The sequence below is a fragment of the Polaromonas sp. genome, from assembly GCF_029945685.1.
Classification (GTDB): domain Bacteria; phylum Pseudomonadota; class Gammaproteobacteria; order Burkholderiales; family Burkholderiaceae_C; genus Polaromonas.
Map to the genome: position 1 here is coordinate 466,679 of NZ_JAQSDA010000020.1, position 20,461 is coordinate 487,139.

Sequence of the window (20,461 nt, forward strand, 5' to 3'; positions counted from 1 at the left end):
TCGCCTACGGCTCAAACAACTGCCGCCCTTGACACCGCCTCCATCTGCGCTGCTCGGCCCAGCCAAACGGGCTTTGGGAAACGAAGTCGGATGCGGGGAGACTAAGACGCGCAAAGTGCGTCTTAGTCGGCGCCCGGTCCCGGTTTTCGTTTTGGTTTCCGGTCCCCCACCCGTCGGGCCGGGCCGAGGAGCACAGCCGAAAGCGGATCAGGGCGAGCGATTGTCTGAGCCGAAGGCGAGTTCGAGCTCGACCCCGCTTTTGGCGAGCACCGCAGGTTGCCCCGAAGCGCAGCGCAGGGGACCCGGACCATCGGGTCGCCTTTTCTTTGGTGACTTTCTTTTGGCGAGACAAAAGAAAGTTACTTGCCGCCGGGCAACCCCCGGCCAACGGGCGCAGACACACCCACAGACCGGCGGGCAAGCCACATGCTAGCCCGCCTCCAAACCCTGCCCCGCGACAGCCGCGACACCCTCTTCCTGCTGGTGGTCATCGCCTGGGTGCTGCTGCCGCAAGTCAGCGAGTTGCCCTGGTGGTGCAGCGCGCTGGCGGCCGGCATGCTGCTGTGGCGCGGCCGGCTGGCCTTTGGCAACAAACCGCTGCCGAACAAATGGTGGCTGCTGGGCCTGCTGGCCGTTTCCATCGCTGCCACGCTGGCGACCCACCGCACCCTGCTGGGCCGGGATGCCGGCGTCACGCTGATCGTGATCTTGCTGGCGCTCAAGACGCTGGAGCTGCGTGCCAAACGCGACGCCTTCGTCGTTTTCTTTCTGAGCTTCTTCACGATGCTCACCAACTTCTTCTACTCCCAGTCGCTGCTGACGGCCTTCAGCATGCTGCTGGGCCTGCTGGGCCTGCTGACGGCCCTGGTCAATGCCCACATGCCGGTCGGCAAACCGCCGCTGCTGCAGGCTGCCAGAACGGCCGGCTGGATGGCGCTGCTCGGTGCGCCCGTGATGGTGCTGCTGTTTGTGCTGTTCCCGCGCCTGGCGCCGCTGTGGGGCGTGCCCTCGGACGCCATGACGGGCCGCAGCGGCCTGAGCGCCACCATGCAGGTCGGCACCATTGCCAGCTTGGCGCTCGACAGCAGCATCGCCATGCGGATTGCGTTTGAAGGCCAGCCGCCACCGCAGCGCGAACTGTACTTTCGCGGGCCGGTGCTCTCTGCCTTTGACGGGCGCGAGTGGCGGCCCTCGTCCCGCTCGGGGTTTCCGCTCCGCTACAAGCTGGCCGACAACCTGAGCGTGCAGGGTGCGCCCATCACCTACCAGGTCACGCTCGAGCCCACCAGCCGGCCCTGGCTGTTTGTCATGGAAGCGGCAGCCGAAAGCCCCAGCCTGCCGGGCTACCAGACGCGAATGAGCAACGACCTGCAATGGCTGACCGACCGCCCCATCACTGACCTGGTCCGCTACCAGGTGAAAAGCCACCCGGTGTTCAGGCACGGACCCGAGCGGCAGGAAGTCGGCCTGCAGGAGTTTGTCGAGCTGCCCCCCGGCTTCAACCCGCGCACGCTGGCGCTGGCCGCCGAGATCCGGCGTGACCCGCGGTACGCCCAGGCCGGTGCCGCGGCGCTGGTGCAGGTCGTGATGGATCGCCTGCGCACCGGCGGCTACACCTACACGCTGGAGCCCGGCGTGTACGGCACCAACACCGCTGACGAATTCTGGTTTGACCGCAAGGAAGGGTTTTGCGAACACATCGCTTCCAGCTTTGTGGTGCTGATGCGCGCGATGGACGTGCCGGCCCGCATCGTCACCGGCTACCAGGGCGGAGAGCTCAATACGGTCGATGGCTTCTGGGTGCTGCGCCAGAGCGATGCCCACGCCTGGGCCGAGGTCTGGCAGGCGGGCCAGGGCTGGGTGCGTGTGGATCCGACCTCGGCCGTGGCGCCCGGGCGCATCGGGGCCTTCCAGCGGCTGGCGGCGCCGCAAGGGCTGGTCGGGCAGGCCCTGGGCACCTTCAGCCCGACGCTGTCGGCGCAGCTGCGCGCCACCTGGGAAGCCGTCAACAACCGCTGGAACCAGTGGATCCTCACCTACACGCAGGGCAAGCAGCTGCAGCTGCTCAAGGACATTGGTTTTGAGTCGCCGAGCTGGGAAGACCTGGCGTATGTGCTGATCGGCATCGTCGTAGGGGTCAGCCTGGCCGGTGCGGCCTGGACCCTGTGGGACCGCAGCCAGCACGACCCCTGGCTGCGCCTGCTGGGCCGCGCCCGCAGACAGCTGGCCAGGGCCGGGCTGGACAGCCATGCCGCGACCTCCCCGCGCCAGCTGGCGCAGCAGGTCCTGCATCGGTACGGCGACGAGGGCCGGGCGCTGCACGACTGGCTGCTGCAACTGGAAGCGCAGCGTTATGCTGGCACGCCTGCCGTCGGCACGGCCACTTCCCTGACCCGGCTCAAGAAACAGTATGCCGGCCTGAGGTTCCCGGCTGCCACAGCGGGACAAGCGCCTGGCGCCATACTGTGAGCCTGATCAGCTTTCATCCCTGTTTTTCCGGACTCACCCTTTTCGCATGATTTTTCGCCCGCTCCCATCCCTTGCCTCGCCCCGCCTCCTGGGCGCTCTTCTTTTGATAGCTGTCGGCGCAGGAGCAGCAGGCGCCAGCGCCGCAAAAGACCTCAAACCCCGAAAAATCAAGGTGCAGCAGGCGTCCGGTCAGGAAACCGCCTACGCCAGCCGTCCCGAAGCCATGCGTTTTGCCGAAGACCTGGCCGGCCGGCGCGACCTCGACGTGTCATGGGTGCGCAACGCCATCGGCCAGGCGCGCTTCAGCCCGACCATCGTGCGGCTGATGCAACCGCCGGCCAAGACCTTCACCAAGAACTGGCGCGTCTACCGCAGCCGTTTCATCGACCCCGTCCGCATCGCCGCCGGCGCAGCTTTCTGGCAAGACAACCAGGCCAGCCTGGCACGTGCTGAAGCGGAATACGGCGTGCCCGCCGAAATCATCGTCGGCATCATCGGTGTGGAGACCATTTACGGCCGCGACACCGGCAAGTTCCGCGTGCTGGACGCACTGACCACGCTGGCTTTCGACTTTCCACCCGCCCATCCGCGGGCTAGCGAGCGCAGCGCGTTTTTCAAAGGCGAACTCGAACAGTTCCTGAGCCACCAGAGCCGCCTGGGCAGCGACCCCTTGGGGCCGCGCGGCAGTTATGCCGGCGCCATGGGCATGCCGCAGTTCATGCCCTCGAGCTGGGTCAAGTACGCGGTGGACTTCGACGGCGACGGCAAGGTGGATTTGTGGAACAGCCCGGCCGATGTGATCGGCTCGGTCGCCAGTTATTTCAAGGCCTTCAACTGGCAGCCCGGCATGCCCACACATTACCCGGTCCGGTTCGACAGCGCCAGGCTGGACATGGACGCGCTGATGGCGCCCGACATTTTGCCGACCTTCAGCGTGGCCAGCTTCACCGCCAGGGGGGCCGTGCTGGAAGGCCAGGCGCTGAACCACACCGGCCCGCTGGCGCTGATCGAGCTGCTCAACGGCGATCCCAACAACGGCGGCAGCGCGCCGAGTTACGTCGCCGGCACGGAAAATTTTTATGCCATCACGCGCTACAACTGGAGCAGTTATTACGCGATGGCGGTGATAGAGCTGGGGCGGGAAGTGGCGGCGCGGGTGAGGTGAAGATGCTGGATTCAAGCAACCCGTCGAACGGAGCCGCCTTGATCCATTGTCAGGGCCCTCGGCCTTCGCCGCGAAGACAAAGACGGATTTGGCCAAGGCCAGTTCCGACGAAGAACGCGCCAAGAAGGTACCAGAATGCGACCGTTACCCAATACGGATTAGCGGCACAGGTTGACCGATAAGCCGAGGCCGCCCCCTCTGGCAAAGCCTGTCAACGTGGCCTTGCCGCTGGCACCAGGCCAAACGGATCCAACACCCGTACCCCCGTCGGCTCGAAATCCGTCACATTGCGAGTCACCACCGTCAGGTTATGACACAAGGCAGTGGCGGCAATCAGGTTGTCAATTCCCTTGTTGCCCGTCTGCACGCACAGCCGTCCCCAAAGTTTGGCAATCGCCGGGGTCACCGGCAGGATGTTGTGGGCAAATTGCAGTTCCATCAGCGCCAGCCACTGGGCGAGTTCCGCGGCAAAGTCGGGTGCCGTGCTGCGTTGCTTTTCAATGCCCGCTTCAATCTCGCCCATGGTCAGGGCGCTCACAAAAACAGCGTCAGGTGCCTGGCTTTTCAGATAGGCCACCACGCCTGCATTCGGCCTGGCCTTGCGCAACTCGGACAGCACCATGGTGTCCAGCAGAATCATGAAAAATCCACGTCGCGGGGCTGTATGTCGAGGCGGTGCGAATCAGTCTGCGCGCCGGGGGGCGCTTTGGGCATGGCCAGCAAATGCTCGATCAGGCTCACAGGCGCATGGGCCCGGCTGGCGGCGCTGCGCTGCAGGGCTTCAAAGTCTTCCTCCGACAGCACCACCACGGCCCGCTTGCCGCTGCGTGTGACGTGCTGCGGCACCCCACGCATGGCGTTATCGACCACTGCGCTGAATTGCGCCTTGGCATCTTGCAGCCGCCAGGCGGATGCGGGTGATTGAGGGACATCGGTTCGCATGATTAACTGACTAGTTTGATGAACTAGTCAGATTTTACCGAAAAAATCAAGCACCGTCCAACTCAAGGAAAGGGATTTTTTAGCGCCCCAGTCACACCGGCTCAATCGTGATATCCACCAACATTTCTTCCTCCCCGCCGCCGTGGCGTATGCCCTTGATGGGCGGGCAGGCGTTGTAGTCGGTGCCGACGGCCAGACGCACGTGGCGCTGGTCGATCAGGCAGCTGTGGGTCACGTCGATGCTGACCCAGCGCCGGGCCGCCACGTCAAGGCAGATGTCGGCCCAGGCGTGGCTGGCCAGGTCGGGTTCGTTGGCGGCGTAGAAATAACCGCTGACATAACGCGCCGGAATGCCCAGGCTGCGGCACATGGCCACCATCACATGGGCCTGGTCCTGACACACACCGGCGCCGGCTTCAAAGGCCTGCAACGCCGTGGTGGTCACGCTGGTGCTATTTTTTTGGTAGCTGACGGCGCCCGCCACACCATGGCTCAGGGCCAAAAGCATGCCCAGGTCGGTGACACCGGGCAGGCTGGACGGCGGCACGAAGTGGCGGCCGAATTCGGCCAGCGAAGGATGCGGCGCAGCAAGCGCCGTCGGCCTGAGAAAAAAGGCCGGGTGCGGCATCGCCGCGTCGTCATTGAACTCGGCCACGCCGAGGGTGTCCACCTGCCCCGCCGCGTTGACCAGGCTGCCGGTCACGTGGGCGGACGCTTCGGCGACAAAGGTGTAGGAGTGGATGCTGTTGCCGCAGCCGTCGTGCTGCTCATGCAACGCGCCGGGCGCACCCAGCGTCCAGAAAAGCACGGTTTGCGAGGGGCCGGACTTCGGCGTCAGCCACAGCGTCTGCAGCGCATAACGCAGGGGCTCGGTGTAGCGGTAACGCGTGGTGTGGCGGACGTGTAACTTCATGGGGCCCCCACGTTCGCTCGCTTCGAGCCTGCGGCGGCTCCCTGCCCCTTGCACAGGAAAAGGGGCCGCTGCGCCTGCGGCCCGGCGAAGCCGGTTCCGCGGCCCCTGCTTGATTGAAAAGTCCCACGTTCGTTCACTGCGCGCTCCAGGAAGGAGGGTCTTGCCTGGCGCGATCAGGCGCGCGGTGGTGCTTCACGCGGTCGCCGGAACCAGGAAGTCGCGGCTGATGTGGGCGCCGAGTTCGTTCACGCGGTCGAGGAATTGCGTCAGGTAGGCGTGCAGGCCGGTGGCCAGGATCTCGTCGATGCGCGCGTACTGCAGGTCGGCGTTGAGCTTGCCGGCGCGGCGCACGGTCTCACAGCTCTGGTCATCCGTGACCTTTGCCAGGTTGCTAACCACCTCCTGCAGGCTGGCAGCGAGCGAACGCGGCATGTCGGCACGCAGGATCAGCAGTTCGGCCACGCGTTCGGGCTTGATCACATTGCGGTAGACACGGCGGTAGATCTCGAAGGCGCTGACGCTGCGCAGGATCGCGCTCCAGTGGTAGAAGTCGTACTCCTGGTCTTTCACGCTGGCTGCGCCGTAAAAGTCGCTTTGCACCGCGTGAAACTTCACATCGACCAGGCGTGCGGTGTTGTCGGCGCGCTCGAGGAAGGTCCCCAGCCGCATGAAGTACAGCGCCTCGTCCTGCAGCATGGTGCCGACGGTCACGCCGCGCGACAGGTGCGAGCGGAACTTGACCCATTCGAAGAACTGCCCCGGGTCGCGTTCGAAGTCGCCATTGCGCAGCATGCGGAAGATTTCAAGATAGGTCTGGTTCTGCGTTTCCCAGACCTCGGTGGTCAGCGTGCCGCGCACGGCGCGTGCATTTTCCCGTGCATTCTTCAGGCAGGAAATGATGCTGGACGAATTTTTCTCGTCACGCACCATGAAGTCCATCACGTCGCGCGCATTGACGTCGCCATATTTGCTTTCATAGGCGGCCGACAGCTCGCTGATGCTGAGCAGGCCCTTCCAGCCTACCTGCGCCACGGCGGTGGATTGCGGCAGCAGGGAGGTCTGGTAGTTCACATCCAGCATGCGCGCGGTGTTTTCGGCGCGCTCTGTGTAGCGGGACATCCAGAACAAATGATCAGCAGTTCGTGACAGCATGGTTTAACTCCTCGCCTCAAACACCGAAAGCGCTGGCGCGCTTTGCGTATTTTGGTGATGCCATGACAAGCGCTGCGCGCATTTGTCAGTCATCCCCGCGAATGCCTGCGGCCTCTCGCCTGCACGCTCTGTGTAGCGGGACATCCAGAACAGGTGATCGGCGGTGCGTGACAACATTATTTGCTTCCTCCCTGTGACTGGCTTTGTGATTGTCCGGATTGCGACTGGGATTGGGACTGCAAGGGGATGTCACCGTCTTCCAGCACCCAGGTGTCCTTGGTGCCGCCACCCTGCGACGAGTTGACCACCAGCGAGCCGTCTTTCAGCGCCACACGTGTCAGACCACCCGGCACCATCTGCACGGTTTTCCCGCTCAGCACAAATGGCCGCAGATCGATATGGCGCGGCGCGATGCCGCTTTCGACATAGGTCGGGCAAGTCGACAGGCTCAGCGTCGGCTGGGCGATGTAGCCGGCCGGGTTGGCCAGCACGGCCTTGCGGAAATCCTCGATCTCGGCCTGGGTGGCGGCCGGGCCGACCAGCATGCCGTAGCCGCCCGCGCCGTGCACTTCCTTGATGACCAGGTCTTTCATGTTGGCCAGCGTGTAGCTGAGGTCGTCCGCGTTGCGACACATCCAGGTCGGCACGTTTTTCAGGATGGGTTTTTCGCCGAGGTAAAACTCGATCATCTTGGGCACGTAAGGGTAAATCGACTTGTCGTCGGCAACGCCGGTGCCGATGGCATTGCACAGCGCGACGTTGCCGCTGCGGTAGACATTGAGCAGGCCGGCGCACCCGAGTGTGGAGGTCGGCCGGAAAGCCAGCGGGTCGAGGAAGTCGTCGTCAACGCGGCGGTAGATCACGTCGACGCGTTTCGGGCCGCGTGTGGTGCGCATGTAGACAAAGTTGTCCTTGACGAACAGGTCCTGCCCCTCGACCAGTTCCACACCCATCTGCTGGGCGAGAAAAGCGTGTTCGAAATAGGCCGAGTTGTACATGCCGGGCGTCAGCACCACCACCGTCGGCTCGGCGCGGTGCGCCGGTGAGTTGTCGCGCAAGGTCTCGAGCAGCAAGTCGGGGTAATGCGCGACAGGTGCCACGCGGTTCTCGCTGAACAGGTCGGGGAAAAGCCGCATCATCATCTTGCGGTCTTCCAGCATGTAGCTCACGCCGCTGGGCACGCGCAGGTTGTCCTCGAGCACGTAGTACTCGCCCTCGCCCTGGGCGTTGGGCGCGCGCACGATGTCGATGCCGCTGATGTGCGAGTAGATGTTGCCGGGCACCTCGACGCCCATCATCTCGGGGCGGAACTGCGCGTTCTGGAAAATCTGCTCCGACGGAATCACGCCGGCCTTGATGATTTCCTGATCGTGATAGACATCGTGGATGAAACGGTTCAGCGCCGTGACACGCTGGACCAGCCCTTTTTCCATGCTGGCCCACTCGTGCGCGGGGATGATGCGCGGGATCAGGTCAAACGGAATCAGCCGTTCGGTGCCGCCGTTGTCGGGGTTGCCGTCGTCCTTGTCGCCATACACGGCAAAGGTGATGCCCACGCGGCGGAAAATCATCTCGGCCTCGGCACGCCGGGCCTGCATGACCGGACCAGGCTGCCTGGCCAGCCAGCGCTGGTACGCCTGGTAGTGCTCGCGGACGCTGGACGCCGTTACATTCATCTCATCAAACATGGGGCGGCTCATCGGCAGGGTCTCCAGCAGGTTTACGAATGGATCGTTATGCAGCTAGCTTAGCAAGTAATGCGCCAGCCATTCGTAGGCCAATCACTATTTGTGCAGATTTCCATTCATGGCGACGCGTCCATCCGGTGCTGCCAGTAACGCAGCGCCGCCTGCCGCTGGCAGCGGATCTCGGCCGGTTGCTGGCTGGCCCAGCTGGCGGCGCCGCAGGCCGGCGAGCTGACCACCACAATCCCGCGCTCGCGGTAACGTGCCAGCACCGGCGGCGCCGGGTGGCCGAAACGGTTGCGGTAACCGGCCTGTGCGAGCGCCAGCGTGGGCTGCACCGCATCCAGAAACGCAGCGCTGGACGAGGTCTTGCTGCCGTGATGCGGCACCAGCAACACGTCGGCGCGCAGCGTGGTGCCCGCCGCCACCAGACGCTGCTCCTGGGCCAGCTCGATGTCGCCGGCCAGCAAGGCGCTGCGACTACCGTTGGACAGGCGCAGCACGCAGCTCATGGCATTGGAACGGGCCGGCGCTGCATAGTCGCCGGCGGCGGGGTGCAGGACCTCGAAATCGACCCCGTCCCACTGCCAGCGCTGGCCCGCCACGCAGCGGGTGGCCGGGCGCAGCGCCTGCAGCTCGTGGCCGTCTTCGATGGAACTGAGCAGGGCCGCCTGCGGCTGCATCGCCAGCACGGCCGGCGCACCGCCAATGTGGTCGCTGTCGCGGTGGCTCAGCATCAGCATGTCCACGCGTTCACCCAGGGCGCGCAGCAAAGGGACCAGCACCCGGTGCCCGGCATCGCTCTCGCGCGAAAAGCGCGGGCCGCTGTCGTACACCAGCGTGTGGGCGGCGGTGCGAACCACCAGCGCATTGCCCTGCCCCACATCGGCGGCGATCAGCTCGAACTCGCCGGCCGGTGGCCGCAGCGGCTGCCAGAGCAACACCGGCAGCAGCAGCGGCAGGCCCAGCGCCCGCCAGTGCCAGGGCAGGCGCATGGCCAGCAGCGAACCGCCCGCCACACCGGCAACCGCAGCCCACAGCGGCGCAGCCGCCACGCTGATGCTGGCCAGCGGCCAGCGTGCCAGCCATTGCAGAAACACCATCAGGGCGGCCACCGCGGCGCCCGCAAGCTCCCAGAACGGCGCCCAGAGCACGCCCAGCATGGTCAGCGGCGTGACCAGCAGGGTCACCCACGGAATCGCCAGCCCATTGGCCAGCAGGCCGACCAGCGAGACCTGGTTGAACAGCAGCAGCGACAGGGGCGTGAGCGCCAGGGTCACGGTCCATTGCTCTCGAATGGAACGATGCACGGACTTTGCTGCAGCGCCCAGCCAGACGGGCAACAAGGCCGTCCAGGGCGCGGATTCAAGGTCATTTTGGCCTCCAGCCCTTACTGCATAAGCGCGACCAGCTCCTGAATCCGTAGCAAAATCCTCGCCCCCACGCTCGGCCAATGCGTGTGGCTCCCTGCCCTCCGAGGGGGATTCCTTGCCTTGGGACGACCCGGCCGCAAAGAGGACGCCCACCGCCACAAACGACAGCCAGAACCCGGCCTGCAGCAAGGCCCAGGGATCCAGCGCGACCACGACCGCCATGGCCAGCAGCCACACCTGCGGCCAGGGCCAGCGTTTGCCGCTCTGGCGCAGCAGCACCACGGCCGCCAGCATCCAGACCGTGCGCTGCGCCGGCACGCCCCAGCCGGAAAACAGCGCATACGCCGCTGCCAGCAACAGCCCGCCCCAGGCCGCGGCACTCGCCGCCGGGACCACCAGACACAGGGCCGGGCTCCAGCGCGCCGAACGCCGCCACAACCAGCCGAGAGCCTGCGCGGCCAGCCAGGCAAACATCGTGATGTGCAATCCCGAGATGGACATGAGGTGCGCCACCCCCGTGGCACGAAACACATCCCAGTCGGCGCGTTCGATGGCGTTCTGGTCACCCACCAGCAGGGCCGCCACCACGCCGGCGAGCTGACGGTCGGTCACCCGCGTGTACACCGCATCGCGCAGCGACTGGCGTGCGCGCTCGACCGGGTGGCGCCAGCTGTCGGCGAGCCGTTGAGGCGGCGCATCACGCGGTCCGGCGCGCACATAACCGGTGGCCTGCAGGCCCTGCTCCCAAAGCCAGAGTTCATAGTCGAAGCCGTGCGGGTTGCTGTTGCCGTGCGGGGCCTTCAGTCGAACCATCATGCGCCAGGATTCACCGGCGCGCAGGTTCTGCGGCTGGCGCTGCAGCGCAAGCAGCGCCGCGGGGGCATCCAGATTTTCAGCGTCGGCGGGCTCCCTGCTGCCAAAACCCGCATACCAGCCAAGGTAGACCTGCGCCGGCAACACCACCGGCTGCCCGTCCAGCAGGGCGCTTTCCACCGCGAACCGGAAACGCAGGCCGTCGTCGCTGCGCTGGGGCATGGCCAGCACCCGCCCCGTCACCTCGATGTCCTTGCCTTCCAGCGCAGGGGCCAGCGCGCCGCTCTGGAAGGCTGCCGCGCGCAGGCCGGTCAAGGCAAAACCCGCCATCAGGGCCAGCACCAATGCCGCCAGATGACGCCCGGACCATGGCGCTTTCGCGGGGCGCATTGCCAAGGCCACCAGCACGGTCAGCGCGGCGGCACCGGTGGCGATGCCGGCATACAGCCCGGCATCCCACAGCCCGCGCTGCTGCAACTGCAGGGCGGCGCCCGCCACAAAACCGAGCAGGACCGGGCCCAGCAGCCTGGCCCCGGGAGGCGTCGCGGCTGACATCACTCTGACCAAGCGCCCTCCCCCTTTTGCTGCCCTGCGGTTGTCGACTCCCTGCTTAACGGAGAACTCAGGCCTTGCGCTGACAGGCATCTCGGCCTTTGGCGCAGCTCTTGCTTGCAGGGGTGGCATTAAAACCGTTATTCAGGCGCCGGCCGCGGGCGGCATGCTGTTTCTGCGGCATAGTGCCAGCATACCGCCTGAAATATTCGAAAAGCGAGATTCCCTTGTCCATTCATGTAGCCCTCAGTCACATCACCCACTACCAGTACGACCGGCTGGTTCACCTCGGCCCGCAGGTGGTCCGGCTGCGGCCGGCGCCGCACAGCCGCACCAAGGTGCTGTCGTATTCGCTGACGGTCGAGCCCAAGGATCATTTCATCAACTGGCAACAGGACCCGTTTGCCAACTACCAGGCGCGGCTGGTGTTTCCGGGGCCCACGCGCGAGTTCAAGGTCACGGTGGACCTGGTGGTCGAAATGGCGGTGTTCAACCCGTTTGACTTCTTCCTCGAACCCGAAGCCGAGGAGTTCCCGTTCAAGTACAGCAAGGAACAAGCGCATGAACTGGCACCCTACCTCGCCACCGAGCCGGCCACGCCGCTGCTCCAAAGTTATCTCGCCGCGATCGACCGCACGCCCAAACGCACCATCGACTTCCTGGTCGGGCTGAACCAGAAGCTGCAGGGCGACATCAAGTACGCGATCCGCATGGAGCCCGGCGTGCAGACGCCGGAAGAAACCCTGAAACTCGCCGTCGGCTCCTGCCGCGACACCGGCTGGCTCATGGTGCAGCTGTTTCGCCACCTCGGGCTGGCCGCGCGTTTTGTCTCGGGCTACCTGATCCAGCTCAAGGCCGACGTCAAGTCGCTCGACGGCCCCAGCGGCGCCGAGACTGACTTCACCGACCTGCACGCCTGGTGCGAGGTGTTTCTGCCAGGCGCCGGCTGGGTCGGCCTGGACCCGACCTCGGGCCTGATGGCCGGCGAAGGCCACATCCCCCTGGCCTGTACGCCCGAGCCCTCGAGCGCGGCGCCGATTGAAGGCGGTGTGGACGAAAGTGAGGTCGAATTTTCCCACCACATGGGTGTGCAGCGCATCTTCGAATCACCACGCGTGACCCAGCCTTACACCGACGCGCTGTGGGCCGATGTGCTCAAACTCGGACACCAGGTGGACCAGGACCTGGTCGCGGGCGACGTGCGCCTGACCATGGGCGGCGAGCCGACTTTTGTGGCCACGCAGGACCGCGACGCAGCCGAATGGAACATCGACGCGCTGGGCCCGACCAAACGCGGCTACGCAACCGAACTCGTGCAGAAGCTGCGCGCCGAATACGGCGAAGGCGGCTTTCTGCACTTCGGCCAGGGCAAGTGGTACCCGGGCGAGCAGCTGCCGCGCTGGGCGCTGAGCATTTTCTGGCGCAAGGACGGCCAGCCGGTCTGGCAGAACCCCGCGCTCTTCACCGACGAACGCCAGCCCTGCCACTACAACAGTGACGACGCGCGCCGTTTCACCGACACGCTGGCCGGCAAGCTGGGCCTGTCCGCCCAACACATCACGCCGGGCTACGAAGACACCTGGTACTACCTCTGGCGCGAGCGCCGCCTGCCGGTCAATGTGGACCCCTTCGACACCAAGCTCGACGACGCGATGGAACGCGCCCGCCTGCGCCGCGTGTTCTCGCAGGGTCTGGATGCGGTGGTGGGTTATGTGCTGCCGCTCAAGGTCAGAGAAGAAAAAGCACAAGGCAAGGGCCCGCAATGGTCCACCGGCCCCTGGTTCTTCCGTGACGAACGCATGTACCTGATGCCGGGCGATTCGCCCATGGGGTACCGCCTGCCGCTGGACTCGGTGCCCTGGGTGTCGAAAACCGATTTCCCCTACATGACCGAGGCCGACCCGTTTGCGCCACGGGAAGAGTTGCCCTCTACCGCCGCTTTGGCGGCACGTTACAACGTCGCCACCGGGCAGGCCGCGCCGGTTCCCGCACCTGCAGCCGTGGCGCCTGCCACCGGCCACAACAGCGCCAGCATGCTGGCCCAGTACATGGCGCGTTACATGACGGCCAGCGGCCCGCGCAACGAAGCCGGCCGGCTGCTGCAGTTCAGGCCGGCCGCGCCCGTCACCGACACGCGTTTCGACCAAAGCGCCAAAGCGCCCGCCGTGACGGCCAGGCCGGCACCGGCGGTGGCAGATGAAAATGCCCGCATGCCCAAGCCCGGCGAATCCGCCGCCTGGCTGACACGCACCGCGCTATGTGTGGAAGTGCGCGACCCGACACGCGCCAACGGCCCCCAGGACAAACCCAAGGCCAAGGCCGCGCCGAAAGAAAAAGGCGCGAAGGCGGAGACCGGCGCGCTCTACATTTTCATGCCGCCGCTGGAACGTCTCGAGGACTACCTGGACCTGCTGGCCGCTGTCGAGGCCAGCGCGCAGGCCCTTGGCCTGCAGATCGTGCTGGAAGGCTACCCGCCGCCACGCGACCCGCGCCTGAAGATGCTGCAGGTCACCCCCGATCCCGGCGTGATCGAGGTCAACATCCATCCGGCCTACAACTGGAACGAGCTGGTCGAACACACCGAGTTTCTCTACAAGATTGCGCACGAGACGCGCCTGTCCGCCGAAAAGTTCATGACCGACGGCCGCCATACCGGCACCGGCGGCGGCAACCACTTTGTGCTCGGCGGCGCCACGCCGCCAGACAGCCCCTTCCTGCGCAGGCCGGAAATGCTGGGCAGCCTGATCGCCTACTGGCACAACCACCCCTCGCTGAGTTATCTGTTCTCGGGCATGTTCATCGGACCGACCAGCCAGGCGCCGCGGGTGGACGAGGCGCGCAACGACCAGCTCTACGAGCTGGAAATCGCGCTGCGCGAAATCGCCGCCAACCGCGAAAAATACGGCCAGGACATGCCGCCCTGGATCGTGGACCGCACCTTGCGCAACATCCTGGTCGACGTGACCGGCAACACGCACCGCAGCGAGTTCTGCATCGACAAGATGTATTCGCCCGACTCGGCCACCGGCCGCCTCGGCCTGCTGGAACTGCGCGCGTTCGAGATGCCGCCGCACGCCCGCATGAGCATCGTGCAGCAGTTGCTGCTGCGCGCGCTGGTGGCACGTTTCTGGAACAAGCCTTACCACGGCCGCATGACGCGCTGGGGCACCGAACTGCACGACCGCTTTCTGCTGCCGGGTTTTGTGCGCATGGATTTTGCCGACGTGCTGACCGAACTCAATGAAGCCGGCTACGCCTTCGACATGGCCTGGTTCGAGCCGCATTTCGAGTTCCGCTTCCCGATGATCGGCCAGGTCAAGGCCAACAGCATCGAGCTGACCCTGCGCAGCGCGCTGGAGCCCTGGCATGTGATGGGCGAGGAAGGCTCGTCCGGCGGCACCGTGCGTTATGTGGACTCCTCGCTGGAACGCGTCGAGGTCCATGTCACCGGCCTCAACGACAACCGCTACGTCATCACCGCCAACGGTCGCGCGCTGCCGCTGCAGAGCACCGGCACCGTCGGCGAATACGTGGCTGGCGTGCGTTACAAGGCCTGGAACCCACCCTCGGCCCTGCACCCGTCGATCGGCGTGCATGCGCCGCTGACCTTCGACATCGTCGACACCTGGATGGAACGCTCGCTGGGTGGTTGCCAGTACCACGTGGCGCATCCGGGCGGCCTGAGCTACGACACCCTGCCCGTCAATTCGTACGAAGCCGAAAGCCGGCGCCTGAACCGCTTTTTCCAGATGGGCCACACAGCGGGCAAGATGCGCGTACAGCCGGCGCAGCCGAGCCGGGAGTTTCCGTTCACGCTGGACCTCCGCTAACGCGTACAGCCCGCGTCTGTCTTGCGGCAACAACACCCGTGACCCCTGACCGTGTGATCGTGCGCTGAACCGCGTCCCGATGCCGCCTGCATGGCCTGCAAGGTAAGCATAAAGGCATACTTGGACCACCGTGGATTACAACAACTCCCTTTTTGCAGCGGCTGCGCTGGATGCACCTGGCGATCTGGCGCTGGCCCTGGCGTTGCCGGCTTCCGCCGGCCATTTTGATGAGTTGCACGGCCGGACCCTGGACAAGGCCCCGCCCGTGCCCAGCCAGATGCAGGGCCAGAGTCAAAGCCACACCCCACAAATGCTGCAGTTGGCGGGCGGCGCCGTTTCGCCCGCGCCAGCACGCGACCCCGGCCCAACGGCTGCCACGGCGGCAAGCCTGGCGCCCGACTGGAGCCGATTTTTCAACTTTCTCGGCGGCGACGGTTTTGACGACCTCAACCACCGCACGGCCAACCTGCAACGCCAGATCCGCGACAACGGCGTGACCTACAACGTCTATGCCGACGCCAACGGCCCGCAGCGGCCCTGGTCGCTGGACCTGTTTCCGCTGATCCTGTCGGCACAGGACTGGGCGCAGATCGCCACCGGTGTGCAGCAGCGCGCCCGTCTGCTGGAGCGCATCCTGGCCGACGTGTACGGCCCCCAGCAGCTGCTGGCGCTGGGCCTGCTGCCGGCTGCGCTGGTGCAGGGCCACCCCGGCTACCTGCGCGCCATGCACGGCGTGCGGCCGGCCGGCGGCACTTTTCTGCACATCGCCGCCTTCGATCTGGCGCGCGGGCCCGACGGGCGCTGGTGGGTGGTCTCGCAACGCACGCAGGCGCCCTCGGGCCTGGGTTACCTGCTGGAAAACCGCCTGGCGATCTCGCGGCTGTTCCCCGAGGCCTTTCGCGAACTGAAGGTGCAACGCCTGGCCGCTTCCTACAAGGCACTGGTCGACGGCATGAAGGCGGCCAGCCCGGCGCCTGCGCGCGGTGAGGAAAGCCGCATCGTGCTGCTCACTCCCGGCCCCTACAACGAGACCTATTTCGAACATGCCTACCTCGCGCGTTACCTCGGCCTGACCCTGGTGGAAGGCAGCGACCTGCTGGTGCGCGACGACAAGCTTTACCTCAAGACCCTGCAGGGCCTGGAGCCGGTGCACGGCCTGCTCAAGCGCCTGGACGACGAGTTTCTGGACCCGCTGGAGCTGCGTTCGGACTCCACGCTCGGCGTGCCCGGCCTGCTGCAGGCGATACGCGCTGGCAACGTGCTGGTGGCCAACGCGCCGGGCTCGGCCTTTCTCGAATCCAGCGCGCTGCTGGGCTTTCTGCCGGCCCTGTCGCGCCACCTGCTCGACGAGCCGCTGGCCCTGCCTTCGCTGGCCACCTGGTGGTGCGGCGAGCAGGCGGCACTGCAGGCCGTGCTGCCGCGCCTGAAGGAATGTGTCATCAAGGGCACCTACCCCGAGACGGGCATTGAATCGGTTATTGGGCAGACACTGTCGCGCCGCGAACTCGATGAATGGGCCGGCCGTCTGGTCCGGCGCAACGAAGACTACACGGTGCAGGCCTATCTGCCACTGTCGCAGACGCCGACCTGGCAGGGCCAGAGAATCGCCCCGCGCTCCACCATGCTGCGGGTGTTCGCGGTGGCCGACGGCGCAGGTTCCTGGCAGGTTCTCCCCGGCGGGCTTGCGCGGCTGGCCGGCCCCAATGACAAGATTGCCTCGATGCAGCAAGGCGGCAGCAGCGCCGATGTGTGGGCGCTGGCCGCGGCCGCAGCACCAGCCTCGGCGACACCGGGCCGAACCGCCGACCCGGCGGCAGCCTGCACCAACGCAGCGCCGCTGTCACCGGCGGGGGCGGAGCCCGGTGCTGTGCCGCGTGCCATCACGCGCACCGTGCACAAGCCCCCGGTCACCAGCCGCGCCGCCGAAAACCTGTTCTGGCTCGGCCGTTACACCGAGCGCACCGAAAACGCCATCCGCATGGCCCAGCTGACCCTGCAGTCGCTCAACGGTGAAGACCAGTCTTCCCAGCCGCTGCTGGGCTGGCTGTCCGAGCTGGCCGTGAAAAACGGCCTGGTGATGGACTCGGTGCCGCCGGCCACACAGTCGCGCCGCGTGTTCGAACGCTCGCTGATGGCCAGCCTGGCCGATACCGGTCAGGCCACCAGCGTCGGCTACAGCCTGCGGGCGCTCAAGGGTGCGGCGTCAGCGGTGCGCGAGCGGCTGTCTCAGGAACAGTGGCATGTGATCATGCGCGCCGAGGCCGATTTCTTCTCGCGCTGCAAAGCCTTCAGCGGACCCGACCACCCGGCGTCTCAGGCGCTCGAATACTCATCGGTCGAAGCCCTCGCGGCGCTCGAATCGGCCAGCGGCTTCCTGGCCGCCATGACCGGCGCGCAAACCGACCGCATGAGCCGCGACGACGGCTGGCGCCTGCTCAGCACGGGCCGCCATATCGAGCGGCTGAACACGCTGGCGTCCTCGCTGATCCTGGGTTTTGAAACCGGCGCCGTGTTCGACGAAGGCGGCTTCGGGGCCATCCTCGCGCTGTTCGACAGCACCATCACCTTCCACGCCCAGTACCAGCAGCAACGCGATGTGCCGGCGCTGCTGGACCTGCTGGTGCTGGACCGCGACAACCCGCGCTCACTCGGCTGGGTCACCCAGACGCTGCGCGGGCGCCTCGCGCGCCTGGCCGAAAACACCGTGGGCGCACCGCAACCGGCGCCCGATTTGACGCCGGCCCTGCCCGACCCCGGCAACTGGCTGCTCAGCGAGCTGTGTACCCCTGCTCCCGGCGCGCCGGACAGCGAACCGTATGCGGGCCTGCTGGCGCAGCTCGAGCTTTGCTGCAGCGCCGCCTTCGAGCTGTCGGACACGCTGAGCCGGCGCTACTTCAGCCACGTGGCTCCAGACGAACACAGTCTGGGCGCCTGAACCCTGCCACCGGCTGCAACCCTTCCCATTTTTCCCGCCATGCTGCTTCACCTTGTTCACGAGACGCGTTATGCGTACAGCCCCACCGTGGAAAGTGCCCACCATATGCTGCACCTCAAGCCTGCCAGCCATGCCGGTCAGCAACTGCTGCGCCACCAGGTGACGATCAACCCGCAACCGGCTCGGTTGCAGGAACGGACCGACGTGTATGGCAACACCCGCAGCTATTTCTCGCTGCACACGCCGCATGACAGGCTGACCGTGGTGGCCGACAGCATTGTCTCCACCCTGGCGCTTGCCGCAGCGCCGGAAGACGCCCCGGCAGGCCTGCCCTGGGAACAGGTGCGTGAGCAGTTTCGCTACCACGCCGGCGCCGCCTATGACAGTGCCTGCGAATTCATCTTCGCCTCACCCTATATCCCGCGCGACGAGGCGTTTGCCGAATTTGCCCGGCCCAGCTTCACGCCCGGGCGACCCCTGCCCGAAGCGGCGCAGGACCTGATGGAGCGCATCCACTCGGGCATGGTGTACGACAGCGAGAGCACCGAGGTCGGCACGCAGGCGCTGGAGGCGCTGCAACTGGGCAAGGGCGTGTGCCAGGACTTTGCCCACATCATGGTCGCCTGCTGCCGCGCCATGGGTGTGCCCGCGCGTTACGTCAGCGGCTACCTGCTGACCACGCCGGCACCCGGCCAGCCGCGCCTGATCGGCAGCGATGCCTCCCATGCCTGGGCCTCGGTGTACTGCCCGGTGGAAAGCGAAGCCGGCGGCCTGGCGCTGGCCGAAGACCAGAGCCCAGGCGTCTGGCTGGACTTCGACCCCACCAACAACCGCGCGCCGGGCGAGGACTATGTCACGCTGGCCACGGGCCGCGATTTCCTCGACGTCTCGCCGATGCGCGGTGTGATCCGTGGCGGCGCACGCCACGTGCTGGACGTGGCCGTGACGATGACGCCCATTGACAAACTGCCGGAACTGAACTGAACTGAACTGAACCGAGTGTTCCATGCCCGGCGGCGGGCAGGCATGCCGGCGCTAGAATCTTTCGAACGGCCCACCCCAGGCGCTACTTTTTTTGTAGCTGCTGGCGCCCGTCCGGTATGGGCTGAAGCCATATTTCACTATCAGCCCCCGATTTATCCACCTGCAGGAGCATTTCATGACCACCCCCACCGGCCCGATCTACGACAAGCTGAAAAACCTGGGCATCACCCTGCCACCGGTCTCCACGCCTGCCGCCGCCTATGTGCCTTTTGTGCGAACCGGCTCGCTGGTGTTCCTGTCTGGCCACATCGCCAAAAAGGATGGCAAGCCCTGGGTGGGCCAGCTTGGCAAAAACATGGGCACGGACGAAGGCAAGCTGGCGGCGCGCGCGATCGCCATTGACCTGATGGGCACATTACATGCCGCAGTCGGCGATCTGGGCAAGGTCAAGCGCATCGTCAAGCTGATGAGCCTGGTCAACTCGACCGGCGACTTCACCGAGCAACACCTGGTGACCAACGGCGCCAGCGAACTGTTCGGCGAGGTGTTCGGCACGGCCGGCGCCCACGCCCGCAGCGCATTCGGCGTGGCGCAGATTCCGATGGGTGCCTGCGTCGAGATCGAGCTGATTGCCGAACTGGAATAAGCACACCCCGTGGAGGCTTCGCCTCCTCCCCCTTGCAGGGGCGGGCGCCACACGCCCGGCAAAGCCGGATCGCGGCCCCCGCTTGCAATGCGGTGCGGCAGCCTCTTCACCGTTCGGGCTGAGCCTGTCGAAGCCTGCCCGCGTGGTGAAGACCCTTCGACAGGCTCAGGGCGAACGGTCAAGCCAGCGACACCCGCTGCCTCCTCGCAGCCTTAAAATCAATCGTCCCCGAAGCGATTCGAGGCAAGCGTTCTCAGGGCGGGGCGAAATTCCCCACCGGCGGTGTTTGCGTTCACGCGCATCAGCCCGCGAGCGCCCGGCCTCTTCACGGAAGCCGGGGTCAGCAGATTCGGTTCAACTCCGAAGCCGACGGTCACAGTCCGGATGAAAGAGAGCGCGAAGTCCATGGCTCCGCCGTGGGCTGGCGCCTGCGCGCCTGCCTGCCTGCGGGCCACAGACTCGTGCGCCCTGAATTTCGGTAACCGTTTTCAGGAGAAGTTCATGAGCCAGCGACATCCCCCCATCCACACTCTGGCGACGGTGCCGGGCAGGTTCTGTTTCATCCAGGCTGCCTGGCACGCTGATATCGTCAACCAGGCGCGCGATGCGTTTCTGGCAGAAATGGCCGGGCACGGCGTGCCGGCGCAAAACATCGACTTGCTGGAGGTGCCGGGCGCTTTCGAGATTCCGCTGCACGCGCAACAGCTGGCGCGTTCAGGGCGCTACGTTGCCATCGTCGCCTGCGGCCTGGTGGTGGACGGCGGCATCTACCGCCACGAGTTTGTCGCCGATGCCGTGATCAGCGGCCTGATGCGGGTGCAACTGGACACCGGCGTGCCCGTGTTTTCAGCCGTACTCACGCCGCAGCACTTTCATGCGCACGAAGAGCATCAGCGCTTTTTCCGTGATCACTTTGTCATCAAGGGCCAGGAGGTCGCGCAGGCCTGCCTGCGGACCGTGGCCAGCCTGCAGCAAGTGCAGGCCTTGCAAACCGCGTGAGTC

General features: G+C 65.9%; 14 protein-coding genes and 1 riboswitch. Of the genes, 7 read left to right on the top strand and 7 right to left on the bottom strand.

Annotated features, from left to right (window positions below; genetic code table 11):
- The first annotated feature begins 426 nt into the window (after positions 1–426).
- Both PSV26_RS13820 and mltB read left to right on the top strand, forming a co-directional pair.
- A complete protein-coding gene (locus PSV26_RS13820; RefSeq protein ID WP_300571505.1) occupies positions 427–2,469 on the top strand; it encodes a DUF3488 and transglutaminase-like domain-containing protein in 2,043 nt (680 codons plus the stop codon).
- A gap of 46 nt (positions 2,470–2,515) precedes the next feature.
- Positions 2,516–3,634 carry a lytic murein transglycosylase B gene (gene mltB / locus PSV26_RS13825; protein WP_300571507.1) on the top strand — a complete coding sequence of 373 codons (1,119 nt, stop codon included), beginning with the start codon at positions 2,516–2,518 and terminating at the stop codon, positions 3,632–3,634.
- A gap of 211 nt (positions 3,635–3,845) precedes the next feature.
- On the opposite strand, the gene PSV26_RS13830 is transcribed toward mltB, so the two are convergent.
- The 7 genes from PSV26_RS13830 to PSV26_RS13855 form a co-directional block, all read right to left on the bottom strand.
- Positions 3,846–4,274: a type II toxin-antitoxin system VapC family toxin gene (locus PSV26_RS13830; RefSeq protein ID WP_300571509.1), complete on the bottom strand. Its 429-nt coding sequence runs from the start codon at positions 4,272–4,274 to the stop codon at positions 3,846–3,848.
- Positions 4,271–4,576: a type II toxin-antitoxin system prevent-host-death family antitoxin gene (locus PSV26_RS13835; RefSeq protein WP_300571511.1), complete on the bottom strand. Its 306-nt coding sequence runs from the start codon at positions 4,574–4,576 to the stop codon at positions 4,271–4,273. Before PSV26_RS13835 ends, PSV26_RS13830 begins: the two co-directional genes overlap by 4 nt.
- A gap of 91 nt (positions 4,577–4,667) precedes the next feature.
- On the bottom strand, positions 4,668–5,489 hold the full coding sequence (locus tag PSV26_RS13840; RefSeq protein WP_300571513.1) for a transglutaminase family protein: 822 nt from the start codon (positions 5,487–5,489) through the stop codon (positions 4,668–4,670).
- Between the two features lie 192 nt (positions 5,490–5,681).
- The gene (locus tag PSV26_RS13845; protein WP_300518691.1) at positions 5,682–6,641 is read right to left on the bottom strand and encodes an alpha-E domain-containing protein; all 960 of its coding nucleotides are present in this window, start codon (positions 6,639–6,641) and stop codon (positions 5,682–5,684) included.
- Between the two features lie 3 nt (positions 6,642–6,644).
- The gene (locus PSV26_RS22685) at positions 6,645–6,818 is read right to left on the bottom strand and encodes an alpha-E domain-containing protein (RefSeq protein WP_366946008.1); all 174 of its coding nucleotides are present in this window, start codon (positions 6,816–6,818) and stop codon (positions 6,645–6,647) included.
- Positions 6,818–8,341, bottom strand: a complete 1,524-nt coding sequence (locus PSV26_RS13850) for a circularly permuted type 2 ATP-grasp protein (protein WP_300518688.1) — start codon at positions 8,339–8,341, stop codon at positions 6,818–6,820. Before PSV26_RS13850 ends, PSV26_RS22685 begins: the two co-directional genes overlap by 1 nt.
- Positions 8,342–8,445: 104 nt before the next feature.
- Complete coding sequence (locus tag PSV26_RS13855) at positions 8,446–11,067, bottom strand: DNA internalization-related competence protein ComEC/Rec2 (protein WP_300571515.1); 2,622 nt, start codon at positions 11,065–11,067, stop codon at positions 8,446–8,448.
- Between the two features lie 224 nt (positions 11,068–11,291).
- Here PSV26_RS13855 and PSV26_RS13860 point away from each other — a divergent pair, with 224 nt between their 5' ends.
- The 5 genes from PSV26_RS13860 (at position 11,292) to PSV26_RS13880 (ending at position 20,458) form a co-directional block, all read left to right on the top strand.
- Positions 11,292–14,894, top strand: a complete 3,603-nt coding sequence (locus PSV26_RS13860; protein WP_300571517.1) for a DUF2126 domain-containing protein — start codon at positions 11,292–11,294, stop codon at positions 14,892–14,894.
- Positions 14,895–15,204: 310 nt separating this feature from the next.
- Positions 15,205–17,829, top strand: a complete 2,625-nt coding sequence (locus tag PSV26_RS13865) for a circularly permuted type 2 ATP-grasp protein (protein ID WP_300571766.1) — start codon at positions 15,205–15,207, stop codon at positions 17,827–17,829.
- Between the two features lie 39 nt (positions 17,830–17,868).
- Entirely contained in the window at positions 17,869–18,813 is a 945-nt protein-coding gene (locus PSV26_RS13870) for a transglutaminase family protein (RefSeq protein WP_300518681.1), read from the top strand.
- A 175-nt stretch (positions 18,814–18,988) separates the two neighbouring features.
- Entirely contained in the window at positions 18,989–19,459 is a 471-nt protein-coding gene (locus PSV26_RS13875; protein ID WP_300571519.1) for a RidA family protein, read from the top strand.
- 245 nt (positions 19,460–19,704) lie between these two features.
- A riboswitch (FMN riboswitch) is annotated at positions 19,705–19,859 on the top strand.
- A gap of 101 nt (positions 19,860–19,960) precedes the next feature.
- Positions 19,961–20,458, top strand: coding sequence for a 6,7-dimethyl-8-ribityllumazine synthase (locus PSV26_RS13880; protein ID WP_300571521.1), 498 nt, complete (start codon positions 19,961–19,963; stop codon positions 20,456–20,458).
- Positions 20,459–20,461 lie beyond the last annotated feature (3 nt).